Origin of the sequence: Ureibacillus chungkukjangi, assembly GCF_044795995.1 — a bacterium.
Taxonomy (GTDB): Bacteria; Bacillota; Bacilli; order Bacillales_A; family Planococcaceae; genus Ureibacillus; species Ureibacillus chungkukjangi.
This window is the reverse complement of the sequence record NZ_CP085009.1, coordinates 1,477,269-1,490,391: the sequence shown is the minus strand read 5'-3', so window position 1 is coordinate 1,490,391 and position 13,123 is coordinate 1,477,269. Positions and strand designations below refer to the sequence as shown.

At 34.2% G+C, this 13,123-nt stretch carries 13 protein-coding genes; 7 read left to right on the top strand and 6 right to left on the bottom strand.

What is annotated here, in order from left to right; translation table 11 throughout:
* Positions 1-5: 5 nt before the first annotated feature.
* Complete coding sequence (locus LG296_RS07280) at positions 6-1,400, bottom strand: VanW family protein (protein WP_404427810.1); 1,395 nt, start codon at positions 1,398-1,400, stop codon at positions 6-8.
* Between the two features lie 523 nt (positions 1,401-1,923).
* On the opposite strand from LG296_RS07280, the gene LG296_RS07275 reads away from it, so the two are divergent.
* From LG296_RS07275 to LG296_RS07245, 7 genes are all read left to right on the top strand, one after another.
* Positions 1,924-2,379, top strand: coding sequence for a prepilin-type N-terminal cleavage/methylation domain-containing protein (locus LG296_RS07275; RefSeq protein WP_404427809.1), 456 nt, complete (start codon positions 1,924-1,926; stop codon positions 2,377-2,379).
* Positions 2,372-2,932 (top strand): type II secretion system protein, encoded by a 561-nt coding sequence (locus LG296_RS07270; protein ID WP_404427808.1) that lies wholly within the window; start codon positions 2,372-2,374, stop codon positions 2,930-2,932. The genes LG296_RS07275 and LG296_RS07270 overlap by 8 nt, the downstream gene beginning before the upstream one ends.
* 17 nt (positions 2,933-2,949) lie before the next feature.
* The gene (locus LG296_RS07265) at positions 2,950-4,656 is read left to right on the top strand and encodes a hypothetical protein (RefSeq protein ID WP_404427807.1); all 1,707 of its coding nucleotides are present in this window, start codon (positions 2,950-2,952) and stop codon (positions 4,654-4,656) included.
* A 185-nt stretch (positions 4,657-4,841) separates the two neighbouring features.
* On the top strand, positions 4,842-5,294 hold the full coding sequence (locus LG296_RS07260) for a prepilin-type N-terminal cleavage/methylation domain-containing protein (protein WP_404427806.1): 453 nt from the start codon (positions 4,842-4,844) through the stop codon (positions 5,292-5,294).
* Complete coding sequence (locus LG296_RS07255; protein ID WP_404427805.1) at positions 5,287-5,841, top strand: type II secretion system protein J; 555 nt, start codon at positions 5,287-5,289, stop codon at positions 5,839-5,841. Before LG296_RS07260 ends, LG296_RS07255 begins: the two co-directional genes overlap by 8 nt.
* Before the next feature lie 25 nt (positions 5,842-5,866).
* Positions 5,867-7,555: a hypothetical protein gene (locus tag LG296_RS07250; protein ID WP_404427804.1), complete on the top strand. Its 1,689-nt coding sequence runs from the start codon at positions 5,867-5,869 to the stop codon at positions 7,553-7,555.
* A 148-nt stretch (positions 7,556-7,703) separates the two neighbouring features.
* On the top strand, positions 7,704-8,138 hold the full coding sequence (locus LG296_RS07245) for a hypothetical protein (protein WP_404427803.1): 435 nt from the start codon (positions 7,704-7,706) through the stop codon (positions 8,136-8,138).
* Positions 8,139-8,197: 59 nt separating this feature from the next.
* On the opposite strand, the gene LG296_RS07240 is transcribed toward LG296_RS07245, so the two are convergent.
* The 5 genes from LG296_RS07240 to nhaC form a co-directional block, all read right to left on the bottom strand.
* Positions 8,198-9,079 (bottom strand): hypothetical protein, encoded by an 882-nt coding sequence (locus LG296_RS07240; RefSeq protein ID WP_404427802.1) that lies wholly within the window; start codon positions 9,077-9,079, stop codon positions 8,198-8,200.
* A gap of 273 nt (positions 9,080-9,352) precedes the next feature.
* Positions 9,353-9,907, bottom strand: a complete 555-nt coding sequence (lepB, locus tag LG296_RS07235; protein ID WP_404427800.1) for a signal peptidase I — start codon at positions 9,905-9,907, stop codon at positions 9,353-9,355.
* Between the two features lie 248 nt (positions 9,908-10,155).
* Positions 10,156-10,527 (bottom strand): VOC family protein, encoded by a 372-nt coding sequence (locus LG296_RS07230; protein ID WP_404427799.1) that lies wholly within the window; start codon positions 10,525-10,527, stop codon positions 10,156-10,158.
* A gap of 262 nt (positions 10,528-10,789) precedes the next feature.
* Complete coding sequence (locus LG296_RS07225; RefSeq protein ID WP_404427798.1) at positions 10,790-10,999, bottom strand: hypothetical protein; 210 nt, start codon at positions 10,997-10,999, stop codon at positions 10,790-10,792.
* A gap of 414 nt (positions 11,000-11,413) precedes the next feature.
* A complete protein-coding gene (gene nhaC, locus LG296_RS07220) occupies positions 11,414-12,790 on the bottom strand; it encodes a Na+/H+ antiporter NhaC (protein WP_404427797.1) in 1,377 nt (458 codons plus the stop codon).
* Positions 12,791-13,123: the final 333 nt, after the last annotated feature.

Below are 13,123 nucleotides of genomic sequence, written 5' to 3'. Positions count from 1 at the left end.
CCTTCCTATGGAGTAATTAAGTTACCACCTTTGTCATAGTAACTACCATCTGGTAACTCGTTTTCGTTCTCATTAGTCGGCATGTCAGGTAAACCGTTATTATCTAAATCAATTTGTGTATATGAATCTTGATTTTGGTTCTGATTCGTATTTGGATTCGTGTTTACATTTGGATCCGTCGTTCCTGGTGTTTGTGTACCAGTTCCATCCGTATTTACGTTAGGTACAACCGAGCCATCTGTTGTTCCTGTAGTATCTGGCGTACTAGCCGGTTGTCTAGCAGAAAGCAATACAATTCGGTTTGTTGGTGCGTAGTAATCACGGCTGATTTGTTCTTCTGTCGTACTGCCACTTTCAGAAATAATTCGAGTAACCACTACTCGCATACCATTCGTACCTTCCTGTATCAATTGCTGCTGTCCAACTGATAAATCCTCTGAGTATCTGTTAATGATACGAGGCGCAATTTCTTCATTACTTACTTGTACTAGAACTTCTTTACTTTTTTCGTTTGCAAAGATTTCAACCTTTAAATTTGAACCTTCGACCGTCGCATTAATTTGCACGGGACTTGTTGAGCTGTTTAAAAACTGTAAATCTTCAGTATATTGAATATTAACCTTAGCATTTATGCCTGGTTCTAAATAAGCTGGTATTTTTTCCTGTGAGTGACGCTCTACAATTTGGAACTCTGTATTCAATACCACATCGTATAAAAGTGAAGCAACAAAATTCTTTGCTTCATTATTTGCAGTACTTTCGCCTACTTTTGTGATGAATGAAAAAGTCTCGCCAGGATAAAGAATTGTTCCATTTAACAGACTCGCGACATTTGAAACACCCGTTGATTCTGTTGGAATTGCTTCAATCGAAAGTGCGATACGTTCATTATCAATTTGAGTCAAATCATTCATGACCGGTGATATTTCATGTTCCTTTAAAAAGGAAGCTTGAGTAGCAACAGAGTTGACTGTAGCTTCTGCATCCCAGCTTCCTACTGTTGAAATATCATTCACCAGTTCATCTGGAACAGTTACTACTAATGGTAAATGAACAACTCGGTCTGATTCCCAAAAAGCAAACCAAGGCTTGTCCACTGTTGTTGTATATTGTTGTACTGTACTTTCTAAATCAAACACAAATTGTGAAGGATCTACTTGGACTTCGCTCACTCCATCACTTACTGTGATAGGCTCTCCTACCCATGTATTAATTGCTTGTTGTAGCACTTCCTTCATCTCGTCTTCCTCTAACCCTGAAACTTTAACGCCGGCGATAGTTGATCCTGAATCAGACTCATCTGCAGAGGCCGTTTTAAAAATATTTCCTTGGATACATAAATACAAAATAAGGATTAAACTTAGTGCAGCTAAAATAATCGGTTTCATTTTTAATGGCATGCAATCACCTCAAGTTTCTAATTAAAACTATTACTAGTAGGATGTTTCAAAATTTGACTTTCTTCGCATGTAATTTCAACTAACTTAAGCAAAATTACCCAATAGGTAAAAATAAAGCTAGTAATTGAAAGAATTTTTATCTCTTACTATGAATATCCTTACTATCATTCTACTATAGTTAAATTAATAGTTCTGTAAAATTTGTAAAATTCTCTGTAAAAATTAAAATTATTGCACTGTTTTACATTTTTTTCTTTTGTCTATTTATAAAATACACAATTTTTTTCACATTGTATATATCTTTATTACTAAAAATAATTTTATATTTCAAAAGTTACGTTTACATCTATGACTTTTATATTATAATTTAAATAATAGAATTAAGATTTGAAATGGTATACTTAATTTATAGATGGAAAAATATAAATCTATATTATAAAAAGCAGATACAGAGTTTTAATTACTTTGTATCTGCTTTTTTAAAAATAATTACTTGTTACTAAGAGAACTTGGAGATGAAATTGTGACTAAAAATTATTTTCAAAATTCCAAAGGCTTCACCCTAATTGAAGTAGTCGCTTCTATTATTATCATCACTATTATCTTACTGAGTTTTTCACAGCTCTTTATTCAGACAAACAAAACTGCAGCTAAGAATACTGAAAAGCTTGTGACAATTAATTTAGCTGATGCAATGCTAGAAAAAGTACGCGCTGGAACTTATACGAAATCTACTGATATCCAAAGTTACTTTGTCGATAATAGTCAACCTAACAAAAAATTAAAGAATCCACCTCTTGAAATTGATTTGAATGGAAGAACTTATTCAATTTCTTATAAAGCAACGCAAAGTTCGACAAAGTCCCAAAATGCTAATTTCACAGAAAAAGAGCTTAATCTCATCAAAGTGGTAGTTACAGTGACTTCGCCAGATGGTAAAACAAAAGGTTCTTCAGAGGGGTATGTATCGATTGAATAAAAACTATTTAAATAATAAAGGATTAACCTTGGTGGAGTTGTTAGCAGTAATAATTTTGATTTCATTTATTGGGATATTTTCCTTTTCACTCATTGTTCAAAGTACAGAGACTACCCGCCAAATACAAATTGAAAGCAATATGAGAGATGAAGCAGACATTATTGTAAGCCAATTAATGAAAACTCTCTACGAAACAAGACAAAATCAGATTATAGAAAATCAAACTGGTACTGGTTTTAGCTATTTGAATGTTACAACTGACCCTTCAAAATGTAGGAGGGATGAAATTACAGGGGCTTGGATAGTTGACCAGCCTTGCCGGAACACATTTGAAAAAATCGGATTTGAAACACAAGGTACCACAACAAGATTGATTATTAAAGGTGAAAGCTATCATATTTCAAACACTAATATCAAAATACTAAATGATTCTAAAATTATCGGCAATCCTACTTCTCAAAATTCTTATGAAATTCTTTTAAAACTAGAATATAGTGGTAGAAAAGAAACATCAAAATCAATGGAGTTTAAAAATATTATTCAACCATTCTAACGAAAGGAGCATCATACATGATAAATTCATTAAAAAACGAAAGAGGATATTCTCTTTTACTCGTAATGGCTGTAATCATGATATTCGCTGTCTTAGGTTTAAGTCTAATGACCATTACGACAAATGGCATTGCAAAAAATCAAAATCGGGAAAATACTGTACAAGCAACCGACTTAGCAGATAAAGGGATCGACTTTTTAATCAAAGACATACAATTAGAATTAGAAAACTTTATTAAATCTGGTAATGTTGGAAAAAGCGAATTCAAAAGTAAACTAATTAGCCTTATCCTATCAAATGGTATTAGCTGTAAAACGGGCGGTATTGAAATTCCCGGTGATACAGGAAAAACAACAGTATGTATTGATGTTGATAAAATTGAAGATGTTTATTTAACAAAAGCAGATGGTACAAAAGAATTACAAGAATTTAAAAAGAACGTTCCAATCATTAGTAAAGGAATCGTCAACGGAAAAGAAAAAACAACCACTGCAAAAGTGATTATTGGTACAGACGCAATACCAGACCAACTTAAATACGCACTCTCTACGAACGAAGGAGGCAATTTATATTTTCATGGCGGTGTTGAAATCCAAGGAGATGTTAAAACAGACGGTAATTTAGTCATCTCTAATCAAGCAACATATGTAAAGAATAATTATCTATGGGAAGATAGCGTTCCAGCCAGAATTATAAGAGATTCAAAAAGTATTACTCCCAAAATTATTATTAATGAAAACAAAAATGTATACGTCCTTAAAAATAATAATCTAGGGTACGAGAACCACATCTCTGGTGCTCATCTAAACAACACTACCTATTATGAAAAAATTAGCCCAACAATAACTAATGCTTCAGCAACAATCTCATCGAAATTTTTTAGTAGCCCTAACCTTCAAGTAGTGAAGAAGGAAACATTGCCGGATGATAAAGTTGAAGTAAAGAATACAATTGAAAAGCAATATAACATGGTCACAAAAAGATTTACAACTAATCATCAAGCAAATTCTTTAAGTTACGGTAGTAGTGGAAGTCCCTCTTCTTATAAAAAAGATACAACAATGTTTATAGGAAATTATACTTCCACTAGATTATGTGATGGCTCAGTATTTTTGGGTGTATGCTTGGGTACCTGGGTTGGACCTGGTTTTTACGGTGGGAACTTCACAATCAACTCAAGTAATAAAGACTTAAATCTAAAAGGAACCTATTTTGTAAATGGAAATTTAAATATCACAAACACTAAACTAAAGAGCGATGCGTTAATCTATGTAAAAGGAAATGTTACCATTCGAGAAAGTACATTAAGTGGCATTGATAATAATAGTACTTTGATTATTTTTGCAGAAGGTGATATTTCAATATCGAATATATCCGAATATAGCAACACGCCAAGTATTATTAAAGGATTCTTTTATACAAAGTCAAATATGATTATGTATGGAGTAGGTTCAAATATTAATATACATGGTGGCCTTTCCTCGAAAAGGTTAATACTCACAGCACTTAGAGGGAGCTCAAAGGACAAGAATGGATTTGTTGAACCTACACCTTTAAGTACACAACAAATTCTGGATAGTTCTGGAAACCCCACAGCATTTTCACGACTCAAAGTCATATATGATCAAAATCTAATCACTCAATATACAGAATTCAAAAGAGATCAAGAAGAAGAATTTATTACTGAGTTAAACAAACCTGAAATTATAGAGCGATCTAATTAGACAATGCATCTCCTTAAACCAAATAAACTATTTAAAATTGCTTAAGATAATTTTCTTAAGCATTTTTTATTTGTACTTTTTTTCTCCCCTACTACTACTAATCGGAATATTTGACACCTTTATAACGCAACATAAATAGAATTATTGTTTATTTAATCAAAATTCTTTACAAGGTGAGACCATCCATGAAAATACTCCAACATAACAACAAAGGCTTCACCCTAATTGAAGTCGTTGCTGCCATCATCATCATTACCATCATCCTGCTTAGTTTTTCGCAACTGTTTATTCAGACGAATCGGACGGCGGCTATGAATACGGAGAAGCTTGTGACGATTAATTTGGCAGATGCGATGCTGGAGCGGGTTCGTGCTAGGACTTATCCGCGGGCTACTGATATACAGAGTTATTTTGTTGATACTACGCAGACGAATAAGAAGTTAAAGAATCCACCACTTGAGGTTGATTTGAATGGGAGAACTTATAGTGTTTCGTATGTTGCGAGCCAAAGCACGGCAAAATCTAAAAATGCCACTTTTTCAGAAAAAGATCTTAACCTCGTGAAGGTGGTTGTTACTGTCACAGCACCAAATGGGAAAACAAGAGGTTCCTCAGAGGGGTATGTTTCAATTGAATAGAAAACGACTAAACGAAACCGGAATTACTTTAGTTGAATTATTGGCCGTTCTTACTCTATTGTCGTTTGTCTCTATTTTTACGATTTCCTTAATAGTGAAAAGTACAGAAACGACAGATGCCATTCGGGTTGAAACGAGTCTTCGAGATGAGGCCGACATTATCGTGAGTAGCCTGATCAAATCCCTCTATACAACAAAGCAAGCACATATTATTCAAAATGTTACAGATAATGATAATAGTTATTTAAATGTGTCTAGCTCCCCTGCCCTCTGTACGCGTGATACCGCTGGCAATCTGATTTTGGATACTGCTTGCAGGAATAGCTTAAAGCCTGTCGGATTTGTTACGAGTAATGGAAAGACAAGATTGCATTTAAGAAATGACATTTATGAGGTTTCCAACAATAATATTTCCATAATAAAAAGCTCACGAATTATTGGTGATCCGAATACTGCGACTTCATATCAAATCGTTTTAGTGCTTCAATATAAAACGCGAAATACCTTAAAAGAAATTCAATTTGTCAATGAAGTCCAGCCCTTTTAACTGTTAGTCTAGGGAGTCGAATATCATGCACATCACGAAGTCCGAAAAAGGTTATGCCTTATTATTAGCACTAACCGTTCTCATTATTTTATCGATTTTGGGGTTAAGTCTTATTACGATTACGAACAATAGCATCGTTAAAAATGAAAATAGAGAAAATGTAGTCCAAGCAAAGGATGTGTCCGATAAGGGCGTTGAATTTCTAACCGCTTCTATTCAAAAGGAATTGCAGACTTATATTAGTGCTGGGACTGTTGGAAAAGCTGATTTTCAAACAAAATTAAATCAAATCATTCAAAACTCTAGATATAGCTGCACTGCTGGTGGTGTAGAAATCCCAAGTGAATCAGGCCAAACGAATGTATGTGTTGACGTGAACAATATTCAAAATGTCTACAATGAAAAAAACGAATTGCAGGAGCTAAAAAAAATCGTCCCCATCATTAGTACCGGTATAGTAAATGGAAAAAGAAATGTAACTACTTCCAGAGTCATGTTCGGGACAGATGCGATCCCTGATCAGCTTAGATATGCGATTTCTACCAATAATGGAGGGAATCTTTATTTACATGGGGGCGTAGAGGTTCAAGGGGATTTAAAGTCAGATGGCAACCTGATATTATCCAGACAAGCGACATGGTTTTCAGGGACAACCGCTAGATGGGAAGATAGTGTAACGACACGAATTCGTCAGGCGGCAAATAGTGTAACACCGAAGTTAATATTGAATGATCAGAAGAATGTCTTTGTGTTAAATACGAACAATAAGCCTACTTACGATGAGCATGTGGCTGGCACAAGACTAACAAATACAGCGAACTATACACGCTTTAGTCCTACTGCTACCAACGCTTCAGCAGCGATTTCAGCCCAATTTTTCAATAGTCCCCAGCTTAATGTGATTACGAAGGATCTGTCTGACGATACTGTAGAAATAACAGGAACGATTTTAAACAAAGCAGCAAGAGGTACAAACAAAAGATATACTTCTTTGAACATCACTACGTCCACTCACGAAACGAGGAGTTTTGCTAAAAACTATGAAACCCTTGTTGCTGGTGAGACGGAGCAATGTGTGTCCTGGTTTGTTTTTTGGTGTACTAAGTACGAAAAGACATTAACGAAAAGCAGCCTAACTATTAACGGGGCAACTAACAGTGGAAATCGAACGATTGATTTATCGGGAACGTATTATGTTTATGGCGATTTGAACGTGACGAATACGAATCTCCGAACGGATGCATTAATTTATGTAGATGGGAATGTCACCATTCGTGAAAGTACTTTAAATGGGATAAGAGAAAATAGTACCCTTATCATTTTTGCAACCGGTGAAATTAATATTTCCAATATCTCTGTCGATAGAGACACCCCGAGTATCATAAAAGGCTTTTTCTACACAAAATCGAACATGATTATGTACGGGGTAGGTTCACATATTCAATTACAAGGCGGCATTTCAGCGAATCGACTCATTTTAACTGCTGTACGGGGAATCTCAAAGAGTAATACCTTTGAATCTGGCGCCGCGCAAGCTCTTCTATATGACCATGACCGAAATCCAATCACGCCAAATGTGCCTCAACGAAATTCACGTTTGACAGTAATTTATGATCAAAACCTCATCTCGGAGTATACCGACTTTATGAGGGATAAAGAAGAGGAATTCATCACAGAAATCAATGCACCGGAGATAATCGAACGGTCACATTAATAGCGATGATAGCTAGATTTCGCATTAAATTGTAACAAATCTTTCTCAGAAAAATTGTCAATTCATGTAACTCTCTAGTCTTTTGCCCGGCCTTCAGTTACATTAAACTTAAGCAATTGATTCACAATTGAACTAAGAAGGTGTATTTATGAAAGCACTGAACCAAAAAGGCGCCTCCACTACTAAAATTATCGCAATCACAATTATTATCTTGATCCTTATAGGTGGAGCCGTAACAATTTTTTACGATGTGGCAGATAAAAGCGTGACATTTTCTGAGGAGGAAATTAGCTCGGCAACAGCTATCGCTCAGCAAGAATTGAACCTAGCCTCAACAGCCGCCGAATACTTCACATTCGACAAAAGAGCAGCAGCGATTCAATCGATCGGTTATGGTGAGCCAGAAATCGAGAAGTCCACAATGACCTTTGAAAAGCATAACGAAACAGACGTCTATGTATTATTAAAGCTACAGCCACACGAAAGCTACGAAGAATTATCTCGTGTACTAATTCAAATTTTCGATAAAGAAAACGGCGCCATGATTACCGAGCTTGATAATGTTTTGACATGGAAAAAATAAACGAAACCCACCTCCCCTTTAGCTTGGGTGAGGTGGGTTTTAATCATTATAATACATCATTATTTTCGTATAAATTCAGCTTGAGTAACAGCTGTAACACTCATATATCTGCCGACTGCAAACTTGCGTCCTTTTTCCGTAACAATCACATGTGTATATTCATAGAAACTGCCCTTCATACCAACATGAGGAACATTTTCATAGAATTCATATGGAATGAATTTTGTAATCTTCTCTTTTTCAACAGTTCCATTTGGACGCGTAATTGTGACAATACTTCCTTTTTTTACTGGTAATTGGATTTGTACCTTTGTTACTTGCTCACTTACATTTAATTCATAAGAAAATGCTGACTTTGTCTCACTAAATTTAATTTCAGCTTCCCCACCTGCACAATATTCATTAACCAAATCTCCGGAATACATGCCGTGACATCCTTTAAATGAATTTGATTTTTCATCATAATACATAAAAGACACGCCATCCATAGATTGATTATAATTATAATCAAATCCAAATAAAGTTGATTGTGGAGGTACTAGCGATTTTACTGGATATCCATATACTGCAATAGCCTGTTCGTATATTTTTTGTGGAAGTTGTTCAAATTTAATAATTTCATTTCCTTGAACTGTTACTCCTCCACCAAGATAGTATTTGGTAGCTTCAGCTATTTTATTTAGTTTGAGGTTATCGTACTTTCTAATTTTCTCAATGTCATAAACACGATATGCCTGTCCCTTTTTTCCTATAATAACGGATGTCGAACCATTAGGATTTTGCTTATACAATTTTACATCTGTAGAAAATTTTACGATTCCAATTTGGCCTGAATTTATAGTATAGCTCCCCCATTTTACCGTACTTGCCGAAGCACTCTCATTCACAAGTAAATTACAGCTTATAAATAGTAGTAATAAAAATACTAACCTCTTCATCATTAACCCGCACCTTCTCCAAAAATATTAAGAATAATCCTTCAATTTTATTATTATTCTAGCATTATTAAAAACTAAAAGCGATATACCATTATATTTAAAGTATTTGGCCAAATAACTCGACCGTGAAAAAAGGCGCAATTCTTACTGGAGAATTGCGCCAAATAAGGGAAGAATATAATCAAAGCCCGATTCACCTTTAAAATTGAACCCCTTATTTGAATAATAAAACCTGTATAGCAATCCTTTACTTTAAATTCGCGACTCTCTATTGAATTAATTACTGTCTATTAATTGAATCTTTTTAATAGGATAGAAAACGAAATTCGTTGTTCCCACTACCTTTTCGATAGGTATAGCACCGATATGACGACTATCTTTACTGAATCTTCTATTGTCCCCCATAACAAATAGATGTCCTTCTGGAACTATATCACTTTGTACGGGAGTCTCTTGTAAAGTAAATGAATTAGTTAGCAATCCATCTGTCACTTCATGTTTAGCTTGCTCTAAGTATGGTTCGTCGTAGGATATTCCGTTTATAAACAAAGTATCATTCTTATATTCAATACGGTCTCCTGGCAACCCTATTACACGTTTTATATAGTCTTCGTTCTCTGTTGCGTGAAAAACAATAATATCAAATCTTTTGGGTTCCCCTATTTTTGTTACAATCATACGTTCTTGATCATATAAGGTTGGTTCCATAGACGCACCATCCACTACAATTGGTGTAAAGAAAAATAGACGAATTATAAAGGTCAACGCTATAGCAATTAAAATAGCCTTAATCCATTCCAAACTCTCATTTTTTATTTTATTTACTATCATTACTTCTCACCCTCTCAATTACTCTACTATAAATATATTCAATTCCATGTTAACATAACTTCCTATTTCACTTTCAGTATTTTTCCATAAAGTGTATTTAATAAATAAAGACCACATTTCTATAACCGAAATGTGATCCATAATGATGTGTAACTTAACTTCACAAGGCTATCTTTTTCTGAAACTTTACAGACATATAAACATTAAATATGAAGTTTCATTACTTTAATGAAATAAGGTACTTTACCTTACCAGTGTACTTGAAGTTTATTACCATTCGGATCATAAAAGTGGAAAAAGGCATGGCCATTATCTTCTTTTATAGCCTCGACCTTAACTTGATTATCAATTAAGTATTGATGAAATTCAGCTAATTTCGGACTTGTAAAGCCAATGCTAAATTCTTGTTCGTTATCAATTGTAAAATGTGCAAATGTTTCATCCTTGGTAGGAACTAAGATAAGTAAGAAAGGCCCTTCATTTACTTTTAAGATTGCACGTTCCTCAGTATTATTTAGCAACTGGAGCCCTAAGACATCTCTATACCATTGTGCAGACAGTTCTAAATCTTTTACAGGAATTCTAATATAATGTAATTGTTCAATAAATGATTTACTCATATCTTTTCTTCTCCCCTTTATGTAATCCGGTATATCTAATAATTCCTTTTCGATATACCTTTTTCCTTCCTATTAGAGAAATAGCTTGCTCTTTAACGAACAATAAGCTCCATAATTGGGCACTTAAAAGGAAAAGAGCCCTCTCAAAAGAAATGGGCTCTATAATTGAAATTTAGCTGCCGATAAAATATGTAGATTTCTAGTGTCAAAGAAGTATGATTCCTATTTAACAACTAAATTTCAAGGTTTAGGAAGTTCACCGTTAGTATTTCTCGATTGTTACCTTTACATTTTCTTCGCTAATTGCAACATTCTCTGTTTCAGAAACTACTGAGATACTAGCAGCTATTACAGAAGAAACGGAAATTGATCGTGAGGCAATAGCGATAATGTTAGGTGGTAATCTAAAAGAAATGTCGATTTCAGTAGGTTTCTCGAAGGATTTAAAAGTTGATGATACCGAGATTAGCAAATTATTGAAGATTCAATTCAGATCCTACCACAATAGTTGAATATAAAATACATCCAAAATATCTTTAGGGCTTATGAAAAAAGGGGTTAAAAAAAGGAAGGGAATTTGCGAGGTTTTTATATATTATAATGAACAACTTTTAGAAGAAATCATTTAAAAAATGTTTATTGAAAATATTCAAATTTTAATACAAGCTCCATTGCTTCAGTACCAAACCCTTTACCTGATTGTTCCGCACCAAATAATGAAATTCTAAACCCAGCTTTAGAATGATTTACATCTATTTCAAAAATTATTAGTTCCCCATCAAATGGTTTTCTAAATGTTCAAAGTTGCTGGTCGACTTCTCTTCACTTCTACTAAAAAAAGTAGCACAAACCCTAACCTTGATTTGTACTACTAATGCTAGTATGTTTAGTTTCTTGATATGGTTAGATTTAACCATCCAAAAATTATAGTAAGAACTGGACTCAGTAAGCAAAAGAAAGCAAAAGGCAAATAGTCAATAACGGAAACGTCAAGCATCGAGGCAATAAATAAACCACAAACACTCCAAGGTACAAGCGGATTAACAACTGTCCCCGCATCTTCCATTACCCTGCTTAAATTTTTCGAATGTAAACCTAGTTCCTTGTATTGTTGCTTAAAGGCGTCTCCTGTTAATAAAATTGATAAATACTGTTCGCCAACTACTATATTAATCCCAATTGCTGTAAAAGCTGTCCCTGTAATCAATGCACCAACTGATTTTAGTAAATTTTCAATTTTGCTAAGCAATGTTTGAATAATGCCTAAAGCAAACAATAACCCACCCATACTGAGACTGAGCACCACAAGCATAATTGTAAAGAACATACTACTGATTCCACCACGAGTTAAGAGTGAATCAATTACTTCAACCCCTGTTTCAGAAACATATCCACTATATAAAATTGCACAGTAAGCACTAACTGATAAAGACGTATGAAATATTGATAAGAAAAGCGCTACAAGAGAACTAACAATAAGTGTTAAAATTGCCGGCACTTTTTTGAATGCACAAACAACCAAGACAAGGAGTGGCACAATCGTATACCAATGCACAAAATTTGTAGCTTGTAAACTAGCCTGATAGAACGCAACGGTTGTATTATTTACTCCAGCAACTGAAGGGGATAAAGCAGCATATAGTACACTGCTAATTAAAAACGCAGGAATCGTTGTCCAACTCATATTTTTAATATGTACAAATAAATCAATATTGACGATGCTCGCAGCTAAATTTGTAGTATCTGACAATGGAGACATTTTATCACCAAAAAATGCTCCGGATACTATAGCTCCAGCCGTCAAGACTAGCGACGCATCAATTGCTCCTGCAATACTTATAAAAGCAACTCCAATAGTCGCTATAGTTGTCAATGAACTACCAATTGCTGTACCGATGATTGCTGTAATGATAAATACAATCGCATAAAAGAAACTTGCCGATACGAGCGAAAGACCCATATATAAAAGCGTTGGTATTGTACCACTTACAATCCAGCTACTAATCAGTATTCCTATTAATAAGAAGATATAAATAGCCCCGATTCCTGTAATGACTCCAGATCGTATACTGTCTTCCAACACTTTAAATGGCACACGTTTTAGCAAACCGTAAAAAATGAGAAGAATTATGGATAAAAGAATAGGGATATGTGGTACAGCACCTAGCTTACCTATCGCAATAGAAATTATTGAAATAACAATTATTACAATGAATAATGCTTCGAATAGGGATGGTTTTGTTTTTGCCTCGTTTGAAAACATATGATTACTCCTAGATGATATAATTTCACGCTTTAAACTTCAACGCTTCAACGCATTGAAGTTATTTATCATTCTAGCACGTATTTGTTAAATGTCAATTGTTGTAGAGATTTTACGAGATATAGAAGTTAAAGAATTTGCCTTTTAATATACTTCTAAACAGAAAGAGCTTTGGATTCCACTTTTTGAGCTAATTGTATTAATCCATTTTTACGAACAACCGCCTCTCTAAATAAACGCTCCAGATTTTTAAAAACCAAGTAAATTTAAAACAAAATGTCTGTGTCAAAGAAGACTAATCATTTTCAAGCTTCTATTAAATTCTTTATTCAA